Here is a 25951-nt window from a genome sequence, read left to right as displayed (position 1 = left end):
TCAGGGTTTGTTGATGCGAACGGACAATCTGACCCAGGGAATTAAGTGGTTCCTCGACGGAGTCGCCGCGCCCGTGTTCAAGATTCGACCGAGGCCCTTTGGTCCGGGCTATCAGACGGTGAGGCGCCGGATCATAAAGTCAGCGGTCGACAGCGGCCTGCTTTGCGACGGGAAAGACCTGCCACCCGGCTACGGCATCGCCATGGACGAACGGGTCGTCGAATATCCGTGGCTGTTCGGGCGATTGACCAATGTCGGCAAAATGCTCGATGCCGGATCGACCTTCAATCACGACTTTCTTCTGGAACGGCCACCGCTGCGGGACGCCGATCTTACCATCATGACACTGGCGCCTGAAAAGCGCTGTTACTGGTACAAGGGATATTCGTATGTGTTCGGTGATCTCAGAAACACGATGTTTTCCGATCAGACATTCAATACGGTCGCTAGCATTTCGACCATAGAACATATCGGTCTGAACAACACGATGCTCTACACGGGAGATCCTGCAGATACGGAATCCGATGAGAACGGGTACGTGCTCGCGGTGAAGGAATTCAGGCGTATTCTCAAGCCCGGCGGCACCTGCTTCATTTCAGTACCTTTCGGAAAGCGGGACAATTTGGGCTGGTATCAGGTCTTTGACTTTGCCATGATCGAGAAGGTCGTCGAGACATTTGCCCCGGTTTCGCATCAAATAGATTATTTCGGATACTCGATCGATGGCTGGTCCCGGAAGTCCCCGGATGCCTTGGCGAACGCCACGGTATATGACGTTCATACAGGCAAAGGATGGAGCGCTGACCTGGCGGCGTCGTCGCGGGCCGTGGCGTGCCTGCAGTTGACGGCATGAACGTCGATTATCTAATTCAGCGACTTCTTAGACGTGCAACCTGCCGGCTGCGACACGACGTGGTGCTTGGCTCCAGCGCGAGGATCAGGAATATTCGTGGCGATTCGGACAAGATCACGGTCGGCCAGCACTCCCGGATTATGGGCGAGCTATTGACCTTCGCCCACGGGGGCGAAATCAGGATCGGTGAATGGTGTTTTATCGGCGAGGGTAGCCGAATCTGGTCGGCCGCTTCCATCGTGATCGGCGATCGTGTCCTGATCTCGCATTCCGCGAACGTATTTGACAACCTCACCCATCCGATTGGGGCGGAGGCGCGACACCAGCAGATCAGACAGATTTTCTCCGACGGTCATCCGCGCGAGATCTCGCTCGACGAGAAGCCGGTCAGGATTTGTGATGATGCCTGGATTGGGGCCGGAGCCATGGTCCTGCGCGGTGTGACCGTGGGGAGGGGCGGAATTGTCGCTGCCGGCGCTGTCGTCACCAAGGATGTCCCCGCTTTTTCCATAGTGGCGGGAAATCCCGCCGTGTTGATCAGGGAATTACCAGCCGTTGCCCGCTAATCCCGAAATCACCACTTGGGAAGATGCGGTGGTCTGGCTTCGCAAACAGCCGGACCGGCGTCAGCTGGTGCTCGATGCGTTTTATGATGACCCCCTGATTGCCGCGGCCGAGCGTTACTTCGCCGGCGATGAGTGGCAGGCGGTTTCGAAGTTGCTGCGGAATTGTACCGGCCGGGCGCTTGACGTCGGCGCCGGGCGCGGCATTGCCAGCTATGCCCTCGCGCGTAATGGGTTTACAGTCACTGCGCTCGAACCCAACCCCAGCGCCATCGTCGGTGCTTCGGCGATCCAGGCGCTTGCCGCGGAGAGCAAGCTGCCCATCGAGGTGGTCGAGGAGTTTTCAGAACGCCTGCCGTTCGATGACGACACTTTCGACGTCGTATTCGCACGGGCCGTACTACACCACACCCGCGATCTTGACGCCGCCTGCCGTGAAATGTTTCGCGTGCTTCGCTCCGGCGGAATTTTCATCGCCGCGCGTGAACATGTGATTAGCAAGGAAGCCGATCTCGGGCGGTTCCTCGAACAGCATCCGCTGCATCACCTATATGGCGGCGAGCATGCATTTGTTCTCGGTCGCTATATCGGGGCCCTGCGAGGAGCAGGCTTTGCTCGTGTCGAGGTTCTGGGGCCGCTCAAAAGCCCGATCAATCTGTTTCCCTACACGATCGATACGTTGCGCAACGCCGTAATTGACAATTTCGCGCGTAGGTTTCCTGTCGGTCCTGTATGGCGTGTCGCGCTTGGTTCCGACCGTTTTTTTGAATTTCTGTTGTCGGTCGCTGAGCGCTTCGACAATCGGCCTGGGAGGCTTTATTCATTCGTCTGCCACAAGGTAGACACATGAAGGTCTGGATAACGGGCGCCAATGGTTTCATCGGCCGCTATCTCGCGCGGAGGCTAGCGGATGCTGGCAAAACCGTGCACGGCATCGGCCACGGCGCGTTAGAAAATCCCGATCGGAATCGCTTCGGTCTGCAAAGATGGCTGAATGGTGAGATCGACGCAGCTAATCTAAACGCTATTGCCCGCGCGGAGGGATTGCCGTCAACGATCTTTCATCTGGCTGGCGGATCGTCGGTCGGATTATCTATTGCGCAGCCCTATGAAGATTTTTCTCGCACCGTCGTCGCTGCAGCCCGTTTGCTTGATTGGCTGCGCGGCGCGGCGCCTGCTTGTCGGTTGATCGTTGTGTCGAGTGCTGCCGTCTACGGAGCAGATCACCGGGGCGCGATTCCCGAGGATGCAGCGACAGTCCCGATGTCGCCTTACGGTCAGCACAAGCTAATGATGGAGCAGCTGTGCCGGAGCTACGCCGTCACGTTCGGATTACAGAGCACCGTGGTACGGCTGTTCTCGGTGTATGGACCGAGCCTGCGCAAACAATTGCTATGGGATTTGTGTTCGCGTCTGCGAAGGGGCGAGCAAACACTGGAGTTGGGCGGCACCGGTGACGAAATGCGAGACTGGACCGATGTTCGCGACGTCGTGCGATTTCTGGCGATGCTGAATGATGTTCCGCAGTCAAACTCGTTTGAGATCATGAATGGTGGTTCAGGTCTCGGCATCAGCGTTGCGGAAATTGCCCGAATGCTGACGAAAAATTGGGGTGATGGCTTCACCGTGCGATTTTCCGGCGTAGTTCGCGCTGGAGATCCTTTCAGTTTGGTGGCCGATCCTGCACGTGCCCGTGCCGTTCGCTTTGAGTGGCAGATCCCGATATCACAGGGGCTCACTGATTATGTTGACTGGTTTAAGGATCAGATTCGTTGACCCACCGACCACCACTGCGTCTGGCATTCACGCACATTTCCAGTAAGCTCTGGTCTGGTGGCTACAATTATCAGCGCAATCTCTTTGCAGCCTTAAATCGTTACCGCCGCGACGAGTTTGCGCCGGTGGTTTTTGCGGGAGTCTCGGCCGATGGGGACGACCTGGCAGCCTTTGCAGCGATTCCGAAAGTCGAGGTGGTGCAGGCCGCAGCCTTTGACCGACGCAGATTTGGACTGGTGTCGGCGCTGTTAACGGGCAACGACCGGGCTGCGCTTGCGGCGTTTCGCGAACATAACATTGATGCTGTCATTGAAAATGCCCGCTTTTTCGGCTGGCGCTTGCCTTATCCGGCGGTAGCCTGGTTTCCTGATTTTCAACATAGACGCCTACCTCAGCTTTTTTCGCCGGTCGCGAGATGGCGCCGTGACATCGGTTTTCGCGTTCAGATTGCGGCTGGCCGTATCATCATGCTTAGCAGCCAAAGCGCATTGGAGGATTGCGAGGCTTTTTATCCCAATATGAGAGGCAAAGCATCCGTGGTGAGGTTCGCGACCCAACCCTCGGCCGAGCTTTTGACTGCTGACCCGCTTGGGATCCTCGACCAATATAAATTACCGCGGTCATTTTTTTATCTGCCAAACCAGTTTTGGCGGCACAAGAACCATCAGGTCGTCATCGACGCGCTGGCAATACTCGCGAGTCGCGGGCTCGATGTGGTCGTCGCTGCATCTGGCAGCAAGGATGATCCGCGCGAGCCAGATTATTTTGAAAGTCTCGAAAGGCAAGTTTATGCCCGCGCGCTGACTCGTAATTTCCGCTATCTCGGTATGATTCCCATGCCCCATGTCTACGCTCTATTGCGCGTTTGTACCGCGATGTTAAATCCTTCGCGCTTTGAAGGATGGAGCACAACGGTCGAAGAGGCGAAGTCATTTGGTGTCCCAATGATCCTGTCCGACCTTAAGGTCCATCGTGAACAAACTTCAGGGACCGCATGCTACTTTGAGACGGATGACCCGCTAAAACTCGCTGATCATCTTGCGGGCTTTGCACAAAATCCTTATCCAATCTCGGCGCGTGATCTGCTCCAAAATCTTGATACTCGCGTCTCGACCTTTGCTTCCGACTTCGCACAAACAGTTCAACGCGCCTTCCTATCTGCGAGATAGCGAATCAAAATAACCATAGCGCTGGTTGTCCTTTCGATCGTCCAGTCGAATTGAGCGCGCAGAGGCTGGTATGCTGTCTTAGCTTTGAGACTACTGCTTTACTGCCCGTGCGAGTCCTTCGGACAACGTCAAAGGACACCGCCATCCCGTCGCGCGTGCCTTTGTAGTATCGACCTCCAACGAACCCAGCAACGCATCGTGCAAGCCAAGATAACGTAATGGAACGCGCAGAATAGTAGTCGGAACAGGAAATAGGCGCGGGATGCATGCGCTAGCATACGCTAACTCCCGGATAAATTCCGGTGTTGAAACCTGCTGATCGTCTGCCAGAAGAAAGATATCAAACTTCGATGAAACCGTCGTCGAGAGACGATGCGCTATGAAAGAGCTGAGATTTTCAACTCCGAGAAAAGCACGACGATTGTGGATCATCGAAAAGGGGAGCGGGATGCCCTTGCGGACCGCAAATGTAAGCCGCTGAAAATTGCCGCCTGCATTACCACCATAGATCATGGGCGCGCGAATGGCAGTGACCACCATGGATCCCTTAGAGGCTAGCCTTGCCAACTCCGCTTCTGCAGCCGCTTTCGATCGTCCGTAAATGGTCGTCGGGGAAATCGTATCGCGCTCGCTGAATGGCTGCCGCCCGTCAGTCGCGCTGCCATTGACTGCAATACTGCTTAAAAAAATGAAATTACGCACGCCAACGTCGGCGGCACTGCGCGCAAGTTGTATGGTTCCATCCACGTTAATGGAAAAATATAACTCCTTCTCACGCTGTTGAATGCGGGCCGACCGGTGGGCGCGGGCAGCCAGATGCACGATCGCCTCTACTCCTTTCAGTGCGGATTGCCAGTTCGTTGATGGTCCTAGGTCCAAACCGGTAACCACATCTAGGTTCGAACTTTGCACAGCGGAAGACCGTTGGGCGAGCCGTACGTGCCATCCAACTCGATTCAACGCAGTCACCAGGTGGCGTCCCACAAATCCATCCGCGCCAGTGACGAGAACAATGGGCGCCATAATCAAGCTTCGCCTTGGAAACCAGTGCGCAAGACATTCCCGATGACATTCTTATAACGCGCGATTGCGCGGTCCTGCGTGTATTTGAGCGCGGCAACCGCGCTCCGTCGTCCTTTCAGAGTCGTAGCTGCGTGATCTGACGCTGCCGCTCGAATGGCGTTCGCGAGTTCATTTGGATTCTCTGGAGGCACTACCCAGCCAATATCCTCTTCTTGAACAATCAATGCGGCCTCCGAGGTGGCTTCAGCAGCGACAATGATGGGCCTACCAACTGCCAGGAGATTATAGAGGCGGCTCGGGACCGATACACCCGCAATGTTGCGACGATACGGGATGACCCAAACATCAGCGGCCGCCAAAAAATCCTCGAGCTCAGAATTCGGAACGGGATTCATCAACGTTACGTTCCTAAGGTGGTTGGCTGTATGAAGCGCTCTTAATTTCTCCCAACCACTTCCCCAACCAGAAAGCAAAAAGTGAATATTTGGGGCCTCTTCGAGAAGTTTAGCAGTTTCGAAAACAGTTTTGGCGCTATGCGTAAAGCCCAAATTACCCGAAAGGCCAACGATAAGCTTTTCGGCGTGCGGGCCGCGGAACGGATTGTCAGATCTGAGAGACCGATAGCGAATAGGCAGAAGCGTCCAATTGGGAATAAATTTGATCTTGCCCTTCTCGACACCTTTATAGCGCATCAACAAAGGCTCTACGTCGCGCCCGATTGTGATGATCGCATCAAGGGCTCTGAACATAAAGACATTAGCAAAACGAATTCCTTTCGTCAGGACGGATCCTGACTTGACCAATCCTGCCATTTCCAGCGCCTCAGGATACAAATCATAAATCAACAGCGTGGCTGTAGCACCTCGCAATTTTGCTGCCAGAATGACCGCAAAGGGTAGTGTAAATGGTGTTGTAACGCAGAAGACCATGTCATTTTTGGTTGTCACTCGGAAAGTCACAAAGAACGTTCGAATGGAGAACAACAGCATGGCGAGTGCCCGTTTCGCCAAGGCGTCTTTCTCGGGCAGCCAATTAGCGACCTCAATCACCCGAGGCCCACCGTCTCTTTCAGCAGACATCTTGGAATTTTTGGTTCCCGATAAAACCAAGGTTTCGGCTATTGCCGTCAGACCTGTCGCTATCGCGGTGATGTAAGCAGCGGTGGTGCTTAAGTCAGGAGCATAATGCTGGCTCACGACCACGATTTTTCCGAGCTTCTGCATGAACGTCCTAATTGCCATTCTTTGCGGCACGAGACCAGTCGATGTCCGAGCCGCTGTTATCGAGCTTACCGCTCTAGGGTCGGGCAATCGTTAGCATAATTCAGGGGGGAGATCAGCTTAGATGGCGCCGCGGCTGTCTTCGCAGCTGGCCGCGCTAAGAGCCAAGGGGTCTAAAATTTGCTTGAACGGACGCCGGCATGATAGGGGTTTCGAAAGTCAACTGGGCTCAAGATGTCTCGGTCTGATGGCATAAGGATTTTCTGTTGGGTGTCCTAAGGCCGCCCTGAACTGTAACTGGAATTGATGATGTCTACTGTGGATTCGAAGCGCCCTGTTGCACTGATTACCGGTGTAACCGGCCAGGACGGCGCCTATCTTGCTGAATATCTGCTGAGCCTTGGCTATCTCGTGCATGGCATAAAACGCCGCTCGTCGTCCTTTAACACCGCCCGAATCGACCATCTTTATCAAGATCCGCATGCTGGAGACGTGCCATTCTTGTTGCATTATGGAGACATGACAGATTCGACCAACTTGATCCGGCTGATCCAGCAGATCCGGCCGACGGAAATCTACAATCTCGCAGCCCAGAGCCATGTCGCTGTCAGTTTCGAGAGTCCGGAATATACTGCTAACGCCGATGCGATTGGAGTGCTGCGGCTGCTAGAAGCAGTCCGAATTCTGGGACTGGAGAAGCAAACTCGTTTTTACCAGGCCTCCACCTCGGAGCTTTATGGTCTGGTGCAAGAAACTCCGCAGAAGGAAACGACGCCTTTTTACCCGCGCTCCCCATATGCGGTGGCGAAGCTTTACGGCTACTGGATCACGATCAACTACCGCGAGGCCTACGGCATTTTTGCTTCAAACGGAATCTTATTCAATCATGAGAGCCCGATTCGAGGCGAAACCTTTGTGACGCGTAAAATCACGCGCAGCATCGCTCGCATCGAGACGGGCCTTGAGGACTGCCTCTTTCTCGGCAACTTGGGCGCCAAGCGCGATTGGGGACACGCGAGAGACTATATCGAAGGCATGCACAAGATCCTGCAAGCCGATGAACCCGACGATTACGTGCTGGCCACGGGGGAGACTCGTTCGGTGCGAGAATTCGTGCAGGCCGCGTTCGCGGAAGTTGGCCGCAGCATCGAATGGCGCGGCAAGGGTGTTGAAGAAGTCGGTGTCGATCAAACATCGGGAAAGACGCTGGTTCGCGTCGATCCAATCTATTTTCGGCCAACGGAAGTTGACTTGTTAATGGGCGACGCCAGCAAGGCGCGGGACAAGCTTGGTTGGAAGCCGAAGATCACGTTTGCCCAGCTTGTCAAAGAGATGGTGGCCGGCGATCTGGTGATCGCTAAACGGGAGGTTGCCAATGGCAGGAATTCCGTTTGAGCTTCAAGGCAAATCAGTTTTTGTCGCTGGTCATCGCGGCATGGTTGGTAGCGCCTTGGTGCGCCGTCTGGCACAAGAAGACGTCGAGCTCCTAACCGTCACGCGCAGCGAAGTTGATTTGCTCGATCAAGCGGCGGTTAACCGTTGGTTCACGGCAATGCGTCCGCAGGCCGTGTTCCTATCCGCGGCCAAGGTGGGAGGTATCGTCGCGAACGATACACTCCGGGCCGAGTTTATTTACGAAAACCTGGCGATCGCAGCGAACGTCATTCATGCTGCTCATGTTGCAGGCACTCAAAAACTGATGTTCTTTGGTTCGTCCTGCATTTATCCCAAATTTGCCCCGCAGCCATTGCGCGAGGATTCGCTGTTGACAGGCGTACTTGAACCGACCAATGAGCCGTATGCTATCGCCAAAATTGCTGGATTAAAGATGGCCGAAGCTTACCGCCGGCAATATGGCTCCGACTTCATTAGCGTCATGCCAACTAACCTATACGGGCCCGGCGACAACTATCATCCGGAATATAGTCACGTCGTCGCGGCACTGATCTGTCGCTTTCACGAGGCCAAGGTGTCAGGCGCATCCAACGTTACAGTTTGGGGAACGGGTACGCCGCGCCGGGAATTCTTATATGTGGATGATCTCGCCGACGCCTGCATTCATCTGATGAAGTACTATTCTGAAGATGGCCTGGTCAACATTGGGACCGGGGAGGACATCACCATCGCCGAGTTCGCCTCTCTGACGGCAGCTACTGTTGGATACACCGGCGCTATTAGCTTCGACACTTCGCGTCCCGACGGTACCCCTCGCAAGCTGCTCGATGTTAACCGGCTTGAAAATCTCGGATGGCGTGCACGGACCTCGCTCAAGGACGGCCTTCCATTAGCTTATGCCGCCTTTCAGCACAATCACATTGATTGAGCGCATTATCCAAGGGTGTCCTGTCGGAACTGAGATCACCCCTGGCAGGGTTTCTGTTGGCCTCTAGATTATCTGCGGGCACTTCTAGTGCCAGGCGAGGACCGGTGTTTTCCTTTGGAAATCCGAGGCTATATTCGAGGATGGGGCTTAGCTCGATGAATCGCCTCTCGCATCTCACCTCCCGTAACCTGCTAATAGCGCTCCACGACGCGTTAGTAACTACGCTTGCCGTATTAGTAAGCGTTTCTCTTCGCTTTGGCGGAGATTCACTCGTCGATCGTTTGCCTTTACTTCTAACGATCCTTCCTCCCTTCATAGCTCTTAGCGTGGTCATTTGCTTTATTTCTAATTTGACGACGGCTAAATGGCGGTTTGTTTCGGTACCAGACGCTTTCAATATCGTGCGTGCGGCGACTATCCTGAGTTTCGTTTTGTTGGCATTGGACTATATTCTTATTGCGCCAAATGTTCATGGAAGTTTTTTCTTTGGCAAGGTGACTATCGTTCTCTACTGGTTTCTTGAGATTTGTTTTCTGAGCGCGCTGAGATTCACTTATCGCTACTTTCGATACACGCGCACTAGGAATAAGGCTAGGACGACCGATGCGGCGCCGGCCCTCTTAGTCGGTTTGGCCGCGGATGCGGAGATAGTAGTGCGAGGATTTGAAAGCGGCGCGATCAAGGATTTTTGGCCAGTCGGAATTCTATCTTCATCTCCCACCGACCGCGGGCAGTTGATCCGTCGTACGCCTGTTCTTGGTGACCTCGATGATCTGGAAGATGTGGTGAACGATTTTGCGCGACGTGAGAGGCCGATCAGGCGCGTGGTGATTACGCCTTCTGTCTTCGTCTCCGAAGCTCACCTCGATTCTGTCCTGATTCAAGCGGGCAGGTTGGGTTTGACGGTTAATCGTCTTCCGTCGCTGGACAGCGGAGAAGCTGCGCGATTGCAGCCAGTCGGGGTCGAGGATTTGTTGTTGCGACCGAGCCACAAGATTGATTATGCGCGGCTTGATGCATTGATCCGGAATAAAGCTGTGGTTGTGACCGGGGGCGGAGGATCCATCGGTTCTGAAATTTGCGATCGCGTTGTCACGCTCGGTGCGTCACGATTGCTCGTCATAGAAAATTCCGAGCCGGCGCTATATGCAGTGATAGAGCGTTTGATGACGCGCGCGAGCGAAGCCATAATTGAGGGACGGGTCGCCGATATTCGCGACCGTGCCCGCATCCAATTGCTGATGCAGGAATTCAAGCCGGACATCGTCTTTCATGCCGCGGCGCTTAAGCACGTGCCTATCCTTGAGCGTGACTGGAGCGAAGGGGTCAAGACCAACATTTTTGGGTCGATAAACGTGGCAGATTCCGCGATCGCCGCAGGTGCGGAAGCCATGGTGATGATTTCGACAGACAAGGCCGTCGAGCCAGTGTCGCTGCTTGGCTTGACCAAGCGTTTCGCCGAGATTTATTGTCAGGCGCTCGATCACGAAAGGGCTCAGTCAGGTGGCAAGGGGCTGACGCGTTTGATTTCGGTTCGATTTGGAAACGTACTGGCCTCGCAGGGTTCAGTGGTGCCAAAATTCAAAGCGCAGATTGAAGCGGGCGGACCCGTCACGGTAACTCATCCGGACATGGTCCGATATTTTATGACGATTCGTGAGGCGTGTGACTTGGTCATTACTGCCGCAACCCATGCCATGACGTTGGTGCGACCGGATGTATCGGTCTACGTGCTCGACATGGGTCAGCCAATTAAGATCGTCGAACTGGCTGAGCGCATGATCCAGCTGTCGGGACTTCAGGCTAGTCGCGACATCGACATTGTCTTCACCGGAATGCGGCCAGGTGAGCGGCTCAATGAAATCCTATTCACAAGTCAGGAGCCGAAGATCGAAATCGGGATAGCGGGAATCATGGCGACAAAGCCGAACCAGCCGCGGATGGAAATCATTCGAGAATGGATGGAGATGCTTGAAACCGCCATCGCGAATGACGATCGCATCACGATTAAGTCTGTGTTGGTTGATGCAGTTCCAGAGTTCGGTGGTCGCCACCTCGCGATCAGCGCCGCCGCGCAAACCTGAACATTACCCATGCCACCGCAACAGCGCCTGTGGCAAGCAACGATAATTTCGCGGTGATCGATGACGGGGTAATAGACGCGATCGCGAGCACCGCCAAGCCGATGTTGAGTGTGAACACCGTGAAAACCACGCCTGTGACGGTAATACCATTGTCAGTCGCGCGTTGATAGAAATGCGAACGGTGTGCAGTCCAGATCCTTTCGCCAGCGATAAGACGGCGCAGCATCGTCACCGTGGCATCCGCCAAATAGTAGAGCGGCAGTAGCAGCGCGGCAGTCAAGTAGCCGCGATAGGCCAGCTCTAACAGGCACCAGCCCAGTAGCAACCCGATTGGCAAACTGCCGACATCCCCCAGGAAAACCTTTGCGACCGGACGATTGAACGGCACGAAGCCAAGTAGTGCGCCGCCCAGGGTCGCCGCGACAAACGTGTTTGCCGGCGGCAAGTCGCTGATCAATCCTAAAGTGAGCACAGCGGCGACAATCGGTACCGTTTCGGCAACCGTCATCAAGTCCAAGCCGTCCATGAAGTTGACAAGATTGACGAACCAAAGCCCCCCAATCAACAGAATGCCGCGCTCGAGCCACAGCGGAACGGCAGGTAAGCACTGCTGGTCGGTGGGTATCGTCAGGACGACCACACCGACGGCGAGGGCCTGCATCGCCAGCCGCGGCAGCACGGGAACGGATTTGATATCGTCGATGGCTCCCACTGCCGCGATAAACAATGTCGCGCCAAATATCGTCGCGGGAAATTTCAGCTCGGTGGCCCCGAACATTGCGATCAGAACACCAGCAACAATGAGGGTGGCGCCGATCACCGCAATACCCCCGCCCTGGGGAGTTGGGGTCTTGTGCGAGGACCGGGCATTTGGCCGCGCCAAGGCATATCGCAGGAGCAACGGGCGAAGCGCCCATGTCATGGCAAATGACAGGATGGCCGCTAGAGCAATGCCCAGCAGCGGGAAAACCAGACCCAATGATCGTGCTCCAAGGCTTTAGCTATATGGCTTAAAATCCTATATCTTTTGACGGCATGACCGTCGAGTCGGTCTCGCACATCGCTGTGGCAGGGTTTGTGAGCAGCCGCAGTGGGGCTTGTTCCAGAATCATCTACAGGTACAAGATTCGAAACATCGGCTGTTGAAGATTTGCTGTGATCTTCTTAATTTGCGGCAAATAAGCTGCTGGTTCGGCCCAGCAATAAAGATAGGCTTCCCCAAAGCGATGAAATAATTCGGCGCAACTCGCCAGGCGGGGCGTGTCGATTGGCAGGAAAAGCATGTCCTACCGGATTATTCCCTTGATCATGTGCGGTGGAACTGGGACTCGATTGTGGCCGCTTTCGCGAGAGGGCCGTCCGAAGCAGTTTATAAGCCTTTTCGGCAAGCGTTCGACCTTTCAGGACACTGTGCTTAGGGTATCTGACCAGCGCTTGTTCGATCGTCCGATTGTCGTCACTGGCGCGGCATACCGCTTTTTGGTGCTTGAGCAGTTGACAGAACTAGGGCTGCAGGCTGATATCTTGCTGGAACCTGCCCGACGCGATTCCGGTCCCGCCATCGCCGCGGGGGCTGCTTTCGCGATGACACGAAACGCCGACGCCGTGGTGCTGGCGCTCGCTGCTGATCATGTCGTACAGGATACTCCGGCATTTGTCGCTGCCTGTGAAGCCTCGTTGAGTGTCGCCAGTGCAGGCCATATCGTGACGTTTGGCATCAAGCCCGACCGTCCTGCCACGGAATACGGATATATTTCGCTGGGCGAGGATATCGACGGTCACGTGCATTCCGTCAGGGAGTTTGTCGAAAAGCCAGATCCCGCCACGGCAGCGCGTTACGTCGCTGACGGCTATCTTTGGAATAGCGGAAACTTCATGTTTCGCGCCAATGCGCTGCTTGAAGAATATGGGTCAGTCGATGCGGCAAGCGTTGATACGGTAATCCGGGCCATCGACAAGGCGGAACGGGATCTCGCCTTTGTGATTTTGGACAAGACGGCCTTTGAAGGTGCGAAGCCGATTTCTATCGACTACGCCGTGATGGAAAAGACAACTCGGGCGGCTGTCCTCCCCGCGTCGTACAATTGGTCCGACGTCGGTTCTTGGCATGCCATATGGAAATTGTCAGAGAAAGACGAACAAGGCAATGCCGCGCGTGGCGCCGCGGTGTTTGAGAACTCGCGGAACTGCAACGTGTCGTCAGACAAGGCACTTGTCGCGCTCGAAGGTGTCCAAGACCTCGTCGTGGTGTCGACGCAAGATGCCGTGCTGGTCTCGCGCCAGAGCGATACAAATGGACTAAAGTGGCTGGTTGCGAAACTCAAATCGGTCGCACCTCAGGTCACCGAGGATCATCTCAAGGTTCACCGGCCATGGGGGTCGTATCACACACTCGACACGGGGGATCGCTACCAGGTTAAGCGCATCGTGGTGAAAGCGGGCGGCCGGCTATCTTTACAAAAGCATCATCATCGCTCAGAGCATTGGATTGTAGTGCATGGTACGGCCCTGGTGACTATCGACAACACCGAGAAGATCGTTCACGAAAACGAGTCGATCTATATCCCTATCGGCGCCACGCATCGGATGGAAAATCCTGGCAAGATTCCTCTTGAGCTGATCGAAGTTCAAACAGGAAGCTATCTCGGCGAGGACGACATCATCCGCATTCAGGATGATTATCGCAGGTCCTAGATTCTCGAATACATATTGAGCGGTTCACTTGGTTGTTGCTAAAGTTCCTGAGCAAACGATCTCATCAGTCCCTGTTCATTTCAGGTTTTAGAACACACACCATCAGTGCGGTCCATAAGGTCCATAAATTGCACTAACTGGCAGACTTGTCTTCGATCGTTAGCAGGTCGAGGCTATCGATGTCCGGCATAGCGCGTCCAGCGATACCCTGAAGATCACCGTAGAAACGTGTGCTGGCACTGATGACACCGTTGAGCTGGGCTTCGCGTTCGGCCCATAGCCGCATGGTAGCCCTGCGCTCGCGATCGAGATCGGACTGCATTTCGCAGAACTTTTCGATGATGGCCTCGATGTGTTGCCGGAATCGCGACCGGTGAGGTATTGATAGACTATCTCCATTTTTGTACGGCGGCCATCGACGGCAAGGCGGGTGCCGGCCAGATCAACCAGCGATTGGCGGAGCACCGGCGCGGTCCGCAGCTGCTCGATCTGACGCTTCATGCTAGCGATCCGAGTTTCCTTCTCGGCGACCCTGTTCTTGAGGTGGTCTTCGACTTTCGCGGTGCTGCGCACCCTTCGCAAGTGAAGCCTGCACCTTCTCCTCTACCTTCAGATCGAGTTCACGTTTGGCATTCATCGAGTTCGCGTGCTTTGCGCATCACCTCAGCCTGGGCCTTTTGGGCGTCTGCCAGCTTGGACTTGTTGGCGTTCAGGTTGCGCTGCAGTTCGGCCAAGCGTCGATCGCGCTCCGTAAGATCGCTCGCCAACGCGCGGCGAACCTTTTTCGCCTCGGATTTAGCAATCGAGGTCCGCTCGGCGCGCAGTTTCCTGGCGATCTCGGCGTCGATGGCCTTGCGGGTCTTGGCAAGCGCATCCCGCATCTTGCGTATGCTGGATTCGCGCTTTGAAAACTCCGCGTCCTTTCGCGCGAATTGGCGTTCGAACTGCTCGCGGGCCCGGGCGATCAAACGGTACGACACACGGTGTCGGTCAACCCGATCGGCGTACGGCGGTTGGACACACAATTCGAGGATCGCTCACGGTATCGCCCCCGCCGGTGTCGGCGGTCCGCTGTAGGGGTGCGACGAGGTGTGGGCGGGATCGGTCCGCCAAAGGTCTTTCGCCACCTCCAGCGGCGCCAGCTTTAGATTCGCCCACCATGCGGCCTCATTGCCATGGCGATGCAGCTCGTGATGATGGTCCCGGCACAGCGGCACCGTGAACTCGTCGCTGACCTTGCGCCCTAAAGCTTTGGGTTGCGCGAATTTGAGGTGATGGGCGTCGCATGGAGTGCGCTGACAGACCAGGCAAGGCTGCGCCGCGACGAATGCTAGATGCGCCTTACTGCGCCGGCGCAGCGGTTTGGTGAGCGGGTGGACGGTTTGCCGGCCCGATGCCGGCGTGGAAGCCGCATCCAGCAGGCGAGGAGTGTGGTTGGGTTCCCCTGGCGGAGACGGGGCGATCGGTTTGGGGATCGGGCCAGCCATGTCATCGCGGTGGACCCGTAGAAGCGCCTCGCAGGCCCCCTCGATCGTGCTCGCGTCGGCGTTCGTCAGCGCGTTCTTGTCCCGCATCCGACGGTGGACCCACGTCGCCAAGCCGTCGCCATCGGCGATCTCGGTGATCTCCGCGAGCATCTGGTCGCGCAGCGTGGCCGAGGGGATTGGACCGAGCTGCGGAGGCTGATGCCGGGTGCCGTTACGGAGCTTGCGCGCAACAATGGGAGCCGTAGGAGACCCAGGCGGCGGCGAGGGCTCGGCAGCAAGATCCGGCGCATCGAGGTCGTCTTCGCCGGCAATGCCGACCAATGCGAACAGCGCATAGCGGCGCGCATAAGTGAGCGCGGCCCCCATTCGGTGCGGTGCCGCCACCTCGGCCACCGCGCAGACCGGCCAGTCGGAAGCAATCCATTCTCCCGAGGCGTGGGCTAAAACCGTGGTGAGGCGGATTTGATCCCGGTCGATCGCCGTGGTCTGGACGGTTGCAATCTCGTGGGCACCAAGGTGCTTTCGGATGATATCTAGACCGCTGGCTAATGACGCATAGCGAAAGACTTTACCTTCTTCGCGGGGAAACGGCGACCTGACGTTCGCGGTCAGGGTTTTCTCGGGATTGACAAGCTCTGCTTGAGCTTTGGCTAAAGCGGCGGCGATTACGCCAATGGTTTCACTGGATCGGTGCATTGGCGGCCTCCCGATCTGCTAATTCGAAACTAACCGCTCCGCTTTTTGATCGTTTTGCGCGGATGCCATGGCCCATTGCTTCCTTGGCATCCTCCGGCACGAGCTTCTTGAGGTCGCTCTTGGCACTCTCATGTTCGTGATAGGCTGCTCGTGTTCGTTGATAGATTGAAGCGAGTTCGGCCCAGCTGTTGGATGCGCTCATGTCGACCACTCGGACGGCTTCCAACCGTGATCGAGGCGGTTCAACCCCGAAGAGTCGAGGAGCCTCGCCGCTCTGGACGCAGCGCCAGAATTTCTTCTCTGCGGTCAAAAGCAGGTGTTGATAAAGAGGATCAGCATGGATGGTGAGTTCAACCCACTTTCCACCACCAGTAATAATCGACAAGCTCGCGGTGCGGGCATTGGCGACCCACATATTATGCTGAAGCTGAGCCATGTGCTTTTCGGCTGCTGCTTCTTCCGAAAATGTCCACGGCAGCATGAACTTGGCTTCGAAAATGGCGTTTGTCTGCTCGATGCGACCATCGAGTGTTGCCCCCATCCATCTATGGATAGGGTGCTGAATCCATAGTTGAATGTCTTTGATCGAGCAGCGGGTGTTTCGTTCGAACCATCTCCGATTTAAATCTTCGGTTACGGTGCCCAGTTGTACGACGAGGACATCGGAAAGATCCTCAGGCTCGATCTCGCCTCGCTTCTCTCGCCACAGCCGAATGAGTTTCCCCTGGTCATCGCCCATAATGACTCTGGCATCAGAGCCGCCAACGTAGGATCGCCGATCCGGGTTTTTCAACACCGCTGATTTCATTTCTCTCTCCGATAATGCTAAAATTATGAATTGCCCATATGGGCGAAAATAACCCATATGGGTGATGTGTCAAGATGGTTCGTTCCGGTATTTCCAGTGCTCAAATCAGAGCTGCTCGAGCACTATTGAGATGGAGCGCTGCGGATCTTGCTCGGGCGGCAGCTGTTGGCGCTAACACGGTGCGCCGGGCAGAAGCCGCAGAAAGTGAGACATCGTTGACAGCTGCGAACGAACGAGCAATTCGCGGCGCGTTGGAGAACGCCGGCGTAGAGTTCATCAGCGAGAATGGCGGCGGAGTAGGTGTAAGACTACGCAAGCGCACCCGTTAAAATGAGAAGCTTGCAGCCGTGCGATGGGCTTTCAGAGGTGTGAAATCGACATGATGCGCTTGCGCTTGGCTTTTCCGCCGCAAGCTTGCCTATGCGGTCGAGCACACCGAGCCGGCTCCAGCGGAAGGCAATTGTACAGCGTGTTATGCGGACCACAGCTCATCCGTGCGTTCTGCCATTGCAAGCCGTTTCAGCCTCCTGGCGCGCTCAGGCTTGCCGCCATCGCCGAGATCAGCGGCTTCATGAAGAACGCATCGTTTGCAGGTGTGATATCGGTGCGCAGGCCGTGGGCTTTCAGTTCCGCCGAGACCACGGGCCCGACTGACGCGATTTTGGTGCGGTCGAGCCCGGCGCGTAGCCGGTCCTCGCAGCGGCGGATGCGTGCGACCTGCACAAGCCGACGGATCTGCTCCGAACTCGTCAGTGCAATGGCATCGACCTTGCCCTCGGCCATCTCTTCAATCGCTCCGACGATGTTGGCCTCAGCCGCGCTCGCATCGTAGATGTATGGTACCACCGGGTCGATACTTGCACCCTGGGCTTTGATTTTTCCAAGCAGTGCGCTGTGGTCGCGATCTGGATAAAGCTGCAGACCCACGCGATGGCCGTCGAGATCGAACCGCGCCAGCATCTCGGCGATGCCTTCGGAGGTCGGCTTGTCGGTGGTGATCGTCGCCTCCAGCCCAATCTCGCGTAACGCCTTGCCCGGCTTCGGGCCGCGCGCAAACGTGCGGGCCTTACCGACGGCCCTTATAAACTCCTGATCGAGACCGATCTGCCGCGCAGCTTTAACGAGGCGCCTCAACCCTTCGCCGGTCGTCAGCACCAGATCGTCATGCGGGGTCCGAATGCAGCGTCTGATCCAGTCCTCGACCTGCGAGGGGTCCGGCGCGTCGCGGATGGTGAATATCGGGCATTGCAACACGTCGGCGCCTTGCTCCGCCAATAAGCGGGCGAATTGCGCTTCTTCGCGCGCTTCCAGGATCAAGATACGGAAACCGGATAGCCTGTCAGTCATGGTCACCCAGGAGGTCAGCTGTTGATCGCTTTACCGTATTGATTGTCTCTCTGGCAGGATGAGTGGCGCAAGGCCAATGTGGGTGATAGAGCAGGGGAGCCTGTTCGAGTTTCATCGCTATCGTCCGGTCCCATGCCCCACCATCAATTCGTGCTGACGCTCTCCTGCCCCGACCGGCCCGGGATCGTATCCGCAGTGTCCACGTTCCTGGCTCACAACGGCCAGAATATCATCGATGCCCAGCAGTTCGACGATGCCGAGACTGGCCGCTTCTTCATGCGAGTGGTGTTCAATGCCGCCGATCTGGCCGTGCGGCTTCCGGCGCTCCAAACCGGGTTCGATGCGATCGCAGAGCGCTTCCGCATGACCTGGCAGATGCGCGATCGCGCCGAACTCCGCAAGGTTATGCTGCTGGTGTCGAAGTCCGATCATTGTCTGGTCGATATTCTCTATCGCTGGCGCACTGGCGAACTGAAGATGATTCCGACCGCTATCGTCTCTAATCATCGACGCGAGACCTATGCGCATCTCGATTTCGGCGAAGTACCGTTTCACTATTTTCCGGTGACAAACAAGGCATCGCAAGAAGCCGAGGTCCTGAAGCTGGTGAAGGAGACCGGCACCGATCTGGTGGTGCTAGCGCGCTACATGCAAATTCTGTCGAACGACATGAGCGCCAAGCTCTCCGGTCGATGCATCAATATCCATCATTCATTTCTGCCTGGGTTCAAGGGCGCGAAAGCCTATCACCAGGCCCATGAGCGCGGCGTCAAGCTGATCGGCGCAACCGCGCATTATGTCACCAGCGATCTTGACGAGGGTCCGATCATCGATCAGGACGTCGAGCGCATCAGCCATCGTGATACCCCCGATACGCTGGTCCGCAAGGGGCGCGATATCGAACGACGAGTGCTGGCGCGCGCGATCCGGCATCACCTGGATGACCGCGTGATCCTAAACGGCCGCAAGACCGTAGTGTTCATGGATTGAGTCGCTCCCGGTTGCCGAGGTTTAGTTGGCCGGGGCCGTCACATGATCGTCGGCGGATTGGGCGCCGGAATCTTTCGCCTTCGGTTCTAAGCGCTCGCGTTCGCGCTGCTTCATCATCTCATCATATTTCGCGGTCCCCGGCCGCGGCGGTGCGTCTGCAGGGAGCCCGCCCGCCCATTTCGGAACCACGTCGCCCATCCCGGCCGATAGATGCGAATTGATACTGCCGCAACCGCCCAGACTGCATAGGGTCAGCAGGGCGCAAAGCAGGATAAGGGTTCGGCGCATCGAATATGTCATGACCAAATGATTAGTATCCATGTGTGGAGTTTGCGGGGCGCCGAAGATAGTGAGCGGCTTACGTTCCTAAAAAAATTAGCGGCGTAGCTTCCGTGCAATCGCAGGTATTTTGATACTGGCGAGCGCGGCGACTTTCGGTATCACCATTCACCATGGCGGAGGAATATCCTCGCTGTCTGCCTCGGTCGCCCGACAAAGCTGGAAAGTCAGATCATCGCGAAAGGGACCAGGGAGGATGCGATGTGGGGATTGAGCAGCGTGCGAACCGGATAAATGCCGATTTGCAGAAGGCCTCAAGCCTGGCGAGCAACGTAAGAACGCTTGAGCGAAAACATCTCGACGATAGGATGATCCTTTTACGGCTCGAATCGCGCGTCTCGGTCGCTGGATGGAGGTGAAACCAAACATGGGTCGTCCCGCTCGCAAGCTACCGTTATCGAGTGCGGTAGGCAATTCTCCGCAATTCTCACTCACAGATCAGGATTGGGCAAAAGTTGAGATCGCGTATGGCCAAACGCTACCGACCGCGGTTCGGCAGAGCATCGTGGAAACAACGAACAAATTCCTCGAGTGGGAAGTCTTTGAACGAAATGCCTGCGCATTGAGTCCGGCGGTCGATCTGGTCAAATCGATCAATGTCGCATCCAACAGCCTCCGACAGAAACTTTCTAGGGCAGGAGGCGATGCGGGCGCTTTTGGGCAATCGGTGCTCAAAGAGCATTTTCGTTCAGTTCACTTCAGAAAAGATTCCTATGACCAGCTGTTTCACGCGCTCGGCGACGTGATGTCGTCGTTAAGCGCTGCCTGCCAGAGCGCGCTCACGGAAATGGATGATCCGGACGCGAAGTTTTTCCGCGAAGGTGCAAGCTGGGACGATTGGATCCGAGCGCTGACCAACATTGCGGAAGAAAATGATCTGCCTACCGCTTCGTCCAAAGCCGGCAATCCAGAAGCTGACGTCGGGCCTTTCGCAAGATTAGTTGCTGCGTTGCAGGCACATTTGCCCAAAGAAGCACGAAAGCACCTTAACACCAGATTGTCATCGGCCATTTATTCCGCGCGCCAACCATTGAAAGCGACCGACGAACCATAACCGGGACGCATTAAACTCAAACTGCCTTCAAAAAACGTCCTGTCTGGGGCGCCATCATTCCTAGAAGCTCCATCCTGCCGACGATGTAATCAGGAAAGGCGGAGAGCTAAAAATGGCAAATCGCAAGCCGAAGACAGACTACTCACCGGAAGCCTGCCACCAGGTGGTTGCGCTTATGGGTACGGGGCTTTCGCTAACAGCCGCTGCTGGCGCGATGGGAGTTTCTCGTGCCACGATCAACCGCTGGATCGATGATCACGAAGAATTTAAAGACGCTGTTTCTAGGGGGAAGGCTGCACGTGTCTTCTTCCTTGAAAGGCAGATGCTCACCAGCGACAATACCGCCGTTGTCGCCGCCAGTCGCTTTGCTTTGATCAACGCTGCACCCGAGGAATGGCGTCAGAAACCAATCGACCCCGATGAGACGACGGAGAGCCCGATCCGCCAGTTTGCCAAGCAGCTCATGGGCACTGCGCTTCGCCCGCGAACGCCAGAGTCCAAGACCATCGAGCACGAGCCCGTTGCGCTGCGCGAAGTTCGACCGCAGCAGTGCGTAACCATCGACGAAAGTGTTGGCAAGCCACGCATTCACACCGTTTCGGGCGAGAGCTAGGGGGACTAAGGGTAAGCATCCGGCTCGCCTCCGGCACCTACTTCGGGTCGGAGTTAAGACGTGCAACTCCGTGCCCAGCTCGGCGTTAGAGGAAAGCATGGACATCATTGAACCCGTCAAGCGGTTGGCCGAGAAGGCGACCGGCATCGGTATCCCAAGCCGGGAGGAGGCGCTCGCCCGCGTGCGGAACGTCCGTCCCTCCCGCATGAAATTCCGGGACGACGGCTATATCCCAAACAATCTCAAGTTTCCGCTGCTTCACTACCGGAAAGTGCTTCAGTTCGGTCGCAAGCACGATCCCGCCGCTGTCCTGGAGACGATATTCAACGTCAACGGTTGGGGCGAGGCCTGGCGCAACGGGGTTTATGATTACGTCCACTATCACTCGATGATCCACGAGGTGCTTGGGATCGCTCGCGGCTCCGCCACACTGCAGCTTGGCGGCAACAAGGGCAAGACGGTGAAGGTCGGCGCCGGCGATGTCATCGTCGTTCCGGCCGGTGTCGGCCATGAATGTTTGAAAGCAAGTGTCACGTTCCTGGTGGTCGGCGCCTATCCGCCGACCGGCACTTACAATGAATGCCGCGGCAGCTTTCAGGAGCGCGACCAGGCGATCAATGCCATTGGCCGCGTGGCTGTGCCGAAGCAGCATCCACTCTATGGAAGCCACCAGCCGCTCTGGTAGGTGGCTTCGTCTCTAGCTGCGTCCCCACATGCCCCGGCTTCCCCTGGCTAACGACTGACCATCGGTCAAACGAAACAAAATCGCGTCAGGCGGCAGCGAGCGGGGGTATATATAGATTGACCTTTGCGGAAGCCGCCGGGAACTTGCGACTGCGCCGAGCTTTGATATGTCATGTCAATCAATCTCGTGCGTGCACTGATCCTATTTGGCGCCTTTGGGCTTTCCCTGTCATCCGCCGAAGCGAAAACTTTGGACGGTATCGCAATAGAGAGCGCACAATTCCTGGGCGTCAATCCGGACGATTCCGAAATCGATGCCCTGGTGGTGAAAACGCAGATTCTGCTCGACCGCGCGGGCTTCTCGCCTGGCGAAATCGACGGAAAGCTCGGCGAGAATGTCGAGAAGGCGCTGCGCGCCTATGCGGAGGCCAACGGCTTACCGTCGACGATGACGCTGAACCACGACGTCTTCGAACGGCTGACCGCGAACATGAATGGGTCCTTGCTCGTCGAGATCACCGTCACCGAGGACGATGTCAAAGGGCCCTTTCTTCCTCGACAGCCAAAGGGCCTTGACGGGATGAAGGGCCTCAAACGCCTCGCCTATCGCGATGCCAAGGAAGCACTTGCTGAGCGCCACCACATGAGCGAGGCGCTCTTAGCGGCGCTTAACCCGCATGCGGAATTCTCACAGGCCGGCACAACCCTCATGGTCGCGAACGTCCTCAAGGCCAAGCCATCCACGATGGTCACCCGAATTGAGGTCAATAAGGACCTCCAAACGATCAAGGCTTTCTCCGAAGACAATGCGCTCGTCGCGTTTTACCCTGCGACCGTGGGTAGCGAGGAGAAGCCATCGCCGAGCGGGACGCTGAAGGTGCTCGCGGTGCGCAGCAACCCTTTCTACCGCTACAATCCGGACTACAAGTTCAAGGGCGTGAGGGCACGCCGCGCCTTCACCATTAATCCCGGACCGAACAATCCCGTTGGTTCGACGTGGATCGCTCTATCGGAGCCTGGCTACGGTATCCACGGCACCTCGGAACCCTCTAAGGTTAGCAAGGCTGAGTCCAACGGCTGTGTGAGGCTGACCAATTGGGATGCGGCGCACTTGGCGCGGATGGTGAAGAAAGGGGTCACAGTGGAATTCCGCGAGGGAGCGGACTCGCAAGTGAACGCTAGGCCAGCGAAGTAACGGACGTCGTCCAGTAGGATAGAGTCGTCACAACCGCGATCACCCTGTGGACACGCTGGCTAGGGCGGCCGCGACCAGCCCGCTCAGACCATTTTGGTATTGTTCCGGCCGACGCTTTCGTAGGCGAAGCCGAGAACCTGCATATCCTCAGCGCGATAGATATTGCGCAGATCCACGACGATCGGCTGCTTCATGATGCGCTTCAGGCGCGTGAAGTCGAGAGCGCGGAACTGGACCCATTCTGTCACGATCACCAGTGCGTCGGCGCCTTCCGCGCAGGCGTAGGGGTCGTCGCAATAATCGATATCGGGAAGTTCGCGCCGCGCCTCCTTCATGCTGGCGGGATCGAAGGCACGGACTTTCGCCCCCATATCGCAAAGACCCGTGATCAGCGGAACTGACGGCGCGTCGCGCATGTCGTCGGTATCCGGCTTGAACGCCAGTCCCAGCACCGCGATGGTTTTGTTCCGGAGATTGTCGCCGAGCGCATGAGCCACCTTGCGTGCCATCGCGCGCTTGCGGTTATCGTTGACCGTGACGACCGATTCCACGATGCGAAGCTGGGTGTCGTGATCTTCCGCGATCTTGACCAGCGCGCGCGTGTCCTTGGGAAAACACGAACCGCCATAGCCCGGGCCGGCGTGCAGAAACTTTGTGCCGATGCGATTGTCGAGACCGATTCCGCGCGCGATCTCCTGGACATCGGCGCCGACCTTTTCGGCCAGGTCCGCGATTTCGTTGATGAAGGTGATCTTGGTCGCGAGAAAGGCATTGGCCGCGTATTTGATCAGTTCGGCGGTACGACGCGCGGTAAACATCAGCGGCGCCTGATTGAGCGACAGCGGCCGGTAGATATCGCTGAGCACCTTACGCCCGCGCTCGTCGGTTGTTCCGATCACAATGCGATCAGGAAATTTGAAATCGCGGATCGCTGCGCCCTCGCGCAGGAATTCCGGATTGGACGCCACCACGACATCGGCCGACGGGTTGGCCTCGCCGATCAGCCGTTCCACTTCGTCGCCGGTGCCGACCGGCACGGTCGATTTGGTAACCACCACGGTGAAATCGCGGATCGCCGCCGCGATCTCGCGCGCCGCGGCATAGACGTAGCTGAGATCGGCATGACCATCGCCCCGTCGCGAGGGGGTGCCGACGGCGATGAACACCGCATCGGCCTCCGCCACCGGGCGGACGAGATCGGTGGTGAAATCGAGCCGCGAAGCCTTGACGTTGGTCGCGACCAGCGCCTCGAGGCCGGGTTCGAAGATCGGGATTTCGCCGTCGCAAAGAGCGGCGATCTTGACTGCATCCTTGTCGACGCAGGTTACCTGATGCCCGAAATCGGCAAAGCAGGCTCCGGACACCAAGCCAACATAGCCCGTGCCGATCATGGCGATGCGCATCGTTCTAACCTACCGTAGGAGGGTCGGGGGGATGGTATTCAGCGCCTCATATAGCGTTTTCGAGCGAAGTCGATAACCGGTTTGCATGAAGAAAACGCGTCAAGAGGCATCTGACCTTCATAAGGGCTGAGGCGGAGTAGGCCCTGGGCCGCTTTCTGGGTTTCAATTGTGGGCAGATGATGATAGGAAAATAGCTTCACGTTCTTCTGCCCATTAATCTGGCCCCATTCACGCTACAATGACGAACGAGGAATTGCTGAGCCAGATTTCCGGCTATTGCCGCCGGGCCGGCATGGCCGAATCGACCTTCGGCCGGCGTGCCGTCAATGACGGTAAGCTCGTGCACCGGCTGCGCGAGGGCAAGCGCATCACCATCGACACCCTGAACCGGATCGAGGCCTATATCGTCTCCGGTTCCCCGGATGGGACGGTGCGGGTCCGCAAGCCGGAGCCGATCGAGCGGCGCGATCCACGCGCCAACTTCCGCTTTTTTGAGAACCGGCAAAAGTATCTGCTTTTCGTCCATACCTGCAGCGAAAAGCGGGTGATCGCCGATCGGGTCGCGCTGGAGTTCGGCAGCATTCATCCGCGGCCGCCGGCGCTGCGGGTTTTTGATGCGGGGGTCGGCGACGGCACCGTCCTGGCGCGGGTGATGCGGTCGATGCATGGCCGGTTTCCCCACATGCCGTTCTACATCGCAGGCAAGGAGCTCAGCCTTGAAGACATCAAGCTGACGCTGGACAAGCTGCCGGATCGCCTGTTTGAGCATCCCGCGACGGTTATGGTGCTGACCAACATGAATTACGCGGAGGCGCCGTGGCTGGCGCCCCGGTCGTCCCAGGCTGCGGCCAGCATGGTATGGCGCGAGGTGCCGCTGCGGGGGGCATCCTCCGGCGAGTTCGAGGTTCAAATCCGCGACCTATGGCCGTTTCTGGAGGAGAACTGGAGGGCGAGCGTCAGCCCGGTCACGGGGATGCCGGTTTATGAGCGCCCGGTGGTGCTGGTCATCTATCGCGAGGACCACCAGTTCCTGCTGGATTCTGCGATTCCACGGGCCGGGCGGGTCGAAGCCAACTTTGATCTGGTGATCGCCTCGCAGCCGTACCGGGCTCGGTCTTCCCTCAATTTTAAAGCTAGAAGAATAATCGCACCGCTGGCGCGGAGCTTGCGATCTGGAGGGCGTTTGATAGGAATACATTCTCACGGACAAGATCCCGGACTGGAGATCGTCCAGACCGTCTGGCCAGGAGAAAACCCTTTCGCCGTGAGCCGTCATGAGCTATTGCGCGCCGTGAAGTACGAGCTCGGTTCGGTGGGGCGTGACCTCAATTTCAACGCATACGCCGACCATCGTTCGATTTTTCGCTATGATATGGAAGCGCTGCCCAATGAGGTCACCGGGTCCATCGGAACTTCTACTTTGTTCGCGGCGTGGAATGCGGCGGTTTACGTCGCCCAAGTTGAAGATGACCGGTTGACGGAAATGACCCAAAGCGGCCGCTATCTCGACGCTACCAGAGAGGTTTTGCGCAAACACAACGGTCTCTGGTTCTACGATGAATCCTACGTCATCTCGCGTCGCCGGGACTGACATTTCAGACAACAGCACGAAAGGACCGCCACCTCTGGC

General features: G+C 56.9%; 25 protein-coding genes. 15 read left to right on the top strand and 10 right to left on the bottom strand.

Features of this window, described 5'->3' with window-relative positions; genetic code table 11:
- Positions 1 to 13: 13 nt before the first annotated feature.
- The 5 genes from GGQ85_RS10760 to GGQ85_RS10740 are packed head-to-tail and all read left to right on the top strand — an operon-like array spanning position 14 to position 4361.
- On the top strand, positions 14 to 853 hold the full coding sequence (locus tag GGQ85_RS10760; RefSeq protein WP_309774508.1) for a class I SAM-dependent methyltransferase: 840 nt from the start codon (positions 14 to 16) through the stop codon (positions 851 to 853).
- The gene (locus GGQ85_RS10755; protein WP_309774506.1) at positions 832 to 1419 is read left to right on the top strand and encodes an acyltransferase; all 588 of its coding nucleotides are present in this window, start codon (positions 832 to 834) and stop codon (positions 1417 to 1419) included. The genes GGQ85_RS10760 and GGQ85_RS10755 overlap by 22 nt, the downstream gene beginning before the upstream one ends.
- The gene (locus GGQ85_RS10750) at positions 1409 to 2266 is read left to right on the top strand and encodes a class I SAM-dependent methyltransferase (protein WP_309774505.1); all 858 of its coding nucleotides are present in this window, start codon (positions 1409 to 1411) and stop codon (positions 2264 to 2266) included. The genes GGQ85_RS10755 and GGQ85_RS10750 overlap by 11 nt, the downstream gene beginning before the upstream one ends.
- On the top strand, positions 2263 to 3192 hold the full coding sequence (locus tag GGQ85_RS10745) for an NAD-dependent epimerase/dehydratase family protein (protein WP_309774504.1): 930 nt from the start codon (positions 2263 to 2265) through the stop codon (positions 3190 to 3192). The genes GGQ85_RS10750 and GGQ85_RS10745 overlap by 4 nt, the downstream gene beginning before the upstream one ends.
- Entirely contained in the window at positions 3189 to 4361 is a 1173-nt protein-coding gene (locus GGQ85_RS10740) for a glycosyltransferase (protein ID WP_309774503.1), read from the top strand. Before GGQ85_RS10745 ends, GGQ85_RS10740 begins: the two co-directional genes overlap by 4 nt.
- Positions 4362 to 4451: 90 nt before the next feature.
- Here the strand turns inward: GGQ85_RS10740 and GGQ85_RS10735 are convergent, their stop codons facing one another.
- Together GGQ85_RS10735 and GGQ85_RS10730 are read right to left on the bottom strand one after the other, a co-directional pair.
- Positions 4452 to 5384, bottom strand: a complete 933-nt coding sequence (locus GGQ85_RS10735; protein WP_309774502.1) for an NAD-dependent epimerase/dehydratase family protein — start codon at positions 5382 to 5384, stop codon at positions 4452 to 4454.
- Between the two features lie 2 nt (positions 5385 to 5386).
- Positions 5387 to 6607, bottom strand: a complete 1221-nt coding sequence (locus GGQ85_RS10730; protein ID WP_309774501.1) for a glycosyltransferase family 4 protein — start codon at positions 6605 to 6607, stop codon at positions 5387 to 5389.
- Between the two features lie 306 nt (positions 6608 to 6913).
- Between GGQ85_RS10730 and gmd the strand changes: the two genes are divergently transcribed.
- From gmd to GGQ85_RS10715, 3 genes are all read left to right on the top strand, one after another.
- Positions 6914 to 7999 (top strand): GDP-mannose 4,6-dehydratase, encoded by a 1086-nt coding sequence (gene gmd, locus GGQ85_RS10725; RefSeq protein ID WP_309774500.1) that lies wholly within the window; start codon positions 6914 to 6916, stop codon positions 7997 to 7999.
- Positions 7980 to 8927, top strand: coding sequence for a GDP-L-fucose synthase (fcl, locus tag GGQ85_RS10720; protein ID WP_309774499.1), 948 nt, complete (start codon positions 7980 to 7982; stop codon positions 8925 to 8927). The genes gmd and fcl overlap by 20 nt, the downstream gene beginning before the upstream one ends.
- Positions 8928 to 9082: 155 nt before the next feature.
- Positions 9083 to 11011 (top strand): SDR family NAD(P)-dependent oxidoreductase, encoded by a 1929-nt coding sequence (locus GGQ85_RS10715; RefSeq protein ID WP_309774498.1) that lies wholly within the window; start codon positions 9083 to 9085, stop codon positions 11009 to 11011.
- Here GGQ85_RS10715 and GGQ85_RS10710 read toward each other — a convergent pair.
- Positions 10989 to 11933 carry an MraY family glycosyltransferase gene (locus GGQ85_RS10710; protein WP_309774523.1) on the bottom strand — a complete coding sequence of 315 codons (945 nt, stop codon included), beginning with the start codon at positions 11931 to 11933 and terminating at the stop codon, positions 10989 to 10991. The genes GGQ85_RS10715 and GGQ85_RS10710 overlap by 23 nt on opposite strands.
- Positions 11934 to 12292: 359 nt before the next feature.
- Here GGQ85_RS10710 and GGQ85_RS10705 point away from each other — a divergent pair, with 359 nt between their 5' ends.
- Complete coding sequence (locus tag GGQ85_RS10705; RefSeq protein WP_309774497.1) at positions 12293 to 13705, top strand: mannose-1-phosphate guanylyltransferase/mannose-6-phosphate isomerase; 1413 nt, start codon at positions 12293 to 12295, stop codon at positions 13703 to 13705.
- A gap of 133 nt (positions 13706 to 13838) precedes the next feature.
- Here the strand turns inward: GGQ85_RS10705 and GGQ85_RS10700 are convergent, their stop codons facing one another.
- The 5 genes from GGQ85_RS10700 to GGQ85_RS10675 all read right to left on the bottom strand — a co-directional run bounded on the left by GGQ85_RS10700 (position 13839) and on the right by GGQ85_RS10675 (position 18043).
- Positions 13839 to 14027 carry a DUF2130 domain-containing protein gene (locus GGQ85_RS10700; protein WP_309774496.1) on the bottom strand — a complete coding sequence of 63 codons (189 nt, stop codon included), beginning with the start codon at positions 14025 to 14027 and terminating at the stop codon, positions 13839 to 13841.
- A gap of 298 nt (positions 14028 to 14325) precedes the next feature.
- Positions 14326 to 14685 carry a hypothetical protein gene (locus tag GGQ85_RS10695; RefSeq protein ID WP_309774495.1) on the bottom strand — a complete coding sequence of 120 codons (360 nt, stop codon included), beginning with the start codon at positions 14683 to 14685 and terminating at the stop codon, positions 14326 to 14328.
- A gap of 57 nt (positions 14686 to 14742) precedes the next feature.
- Complete coding sequence (locus GGQ85_RS10690) at positions 14743 to 15888, bottom strand: ERF family protein (RefSeq protein WP_309774494.1); 1146 nt, start codon at positions 15886 to 15888, stop codon at positions 14743 to 14745.
- Positions 15872 to 16696 carry a YqaJ viral recombinase family protein gene (locus tag GGQ85_RS10685; protein ID WP_309774493.1) on the bottom strand — a complete coding sequence of 275 codons (825 nt, stop codon included), beginning with the start codon at positions 16694 to 16696 and terminating at the stop codon, positions 15872 to 15874. Before GGQ85_RS10685 ends, GGQ85_RS10690 begins: the two co-directional genes overlap by 17 nt.
- Positions 16697 to 17215: 519 nt before the next feature.
- Entirely contained in the window at positions 17216 to 18043 is an 828-nt protein-coding gene (locus GGQ85_RS10675; protein WP_309774491.1) for a uroporphyrinogen-III synthase, read from the bottom strand.
- 132 nt (positions 18044 to 18175) lie between these two features.
- Here GGQ85_RS10675 and purU point away from each other — a divergent pair, with 132 nt between their 5' ends.
- Positions 18176 to 19033, top strand: a complete 858-nt coding sequence (gene purU, locus GGQ85_RS10670; protein WP_309774490.1) for a formyltetrahydrofolate deformylase — start codon at positions 18176 to 18178, stop codon at positions 19031 to 19033.
- Positions 19034 to 19054: 21 nt separating this feature from the next.
- On the opposite strand, the gene GGQ85_RS10665 is transcribed toward purU, so the two are convergent.
- Positions 19055 to 19321: a hypothetical protein gene (locus GGQ85_RS10665; protein WP_309774489.1), complete on the bottom strand. Its 267-nt coding sequence runs from the start codon at positions 19319 to 19321 to the stop codon at positions 19055 to 19057.
- A gap of 418 nt (positions 19322 to 19739) precedes the next feature.
- On the opposite strand from GGQ85_RS10665, the gene GGQ85_RS10660 reads away from it, so the two are divergent.
- The 4 genes from GGQ85_RS10660 (at position 19740) to GGQ85_RS10645 (ending at position 22918) form a co-directional block, all read left to right on the top strand.
- Positions 19740 to 20426, top strand: a complete 687-nt coding sequence (locus GGQ85_RS10660) for a hypothetical protein (RefSeq protein WP_309774488.1) — start codon at positions 19740 to 19742, stop codon at positions 20424 to 20426.
- 112 nt (positions 20427 to 20538) lie between these two features.
- The gene (locus GGQ85_RS10655; protein WP_309774487.1) at positions 20539 to 21039 is read left to right on the top strand and encodes a hypothetical protein; all 501 of its coding nucleotides are present in this window, start codon (positions 20539 to 20541) and stop codon (positions 21037 to 21039) included.
- Between the two features lie 97 nt (positions 21040 to 21136).
- Positions 21137 to 21724 (top strand): cupin domain-containing protein, encoded by a 588-nt coding sequence (locus GGQ85_RS10650; protein ID WP_309774486.1) that lies wholly within the window; start codon positions 21137 to 21139, stop codon positions 21722 to 21724.
- Between the two features lie 171 nt (positions 21725 to 21895).
- A complete protein-coding gene (locus GGQ85_RS10645; protein ID WP_309774485.1) occupies positions 21896 to 22918 on the top strand; it encodes a L,D-transpeptidase family protein in 1023 nt (340 codons plus the stop codon).
- An 83-nt stretch (positions 22919 to 23001) separates the two neighbouring features.
- Here the strand turns inward: GGQ85_RS10645 and GGQ85_RS10640 are convergent, their stop codons facing one another.
- On the bottom strand, positions 23002 to 24321 hold the full coding sequence (locus GGQ85_RS10640; RefSeq protein WP_309774484.1) for a UDP-glucose dehydrogenase family protein: 1320 nt from the start codon (positions 24319 to 24321) through the stop codon (positions 23002 to 23004).
- 238 nt (positions 24322 to 24559) lie between these two features.
- On the opposite strand from GGQ85_RS10640, the gene GGQ85_RS10635 reads away from it, so the two are divergent.
- Positions 24560 to 25912 carry a hypothetical protein gene (locus GGQ85_RS10635; RefSeq protein WP_309774483.1) on the top strand — a complete coding sequence of 451 codons (1353 nt, stop codon included), beginning with the start codon at positions 24560 to 24562 and terminating at the stop codon, positions 25910 to 25912.
- The last annotated feature ends 39 nt before the right edge of the window (positions 25913 to 25951 follow it).

This window comes from Nitrobacter vulgaris, from assembly GCF_031453995.1.
Taxonomy (GTDB): Bacteria; Pseudomonadota; Alphaproteobacteria; order Rhizobiales; family Xanthobacteraceae; genus Nitrobacter; species Nitrobacter vulgaris.
The sequence above is the reverse complement of the archived record's forward strand: the minus strand, read 5'-3'. Positions and strand labels throughout refer to the sequence as shown.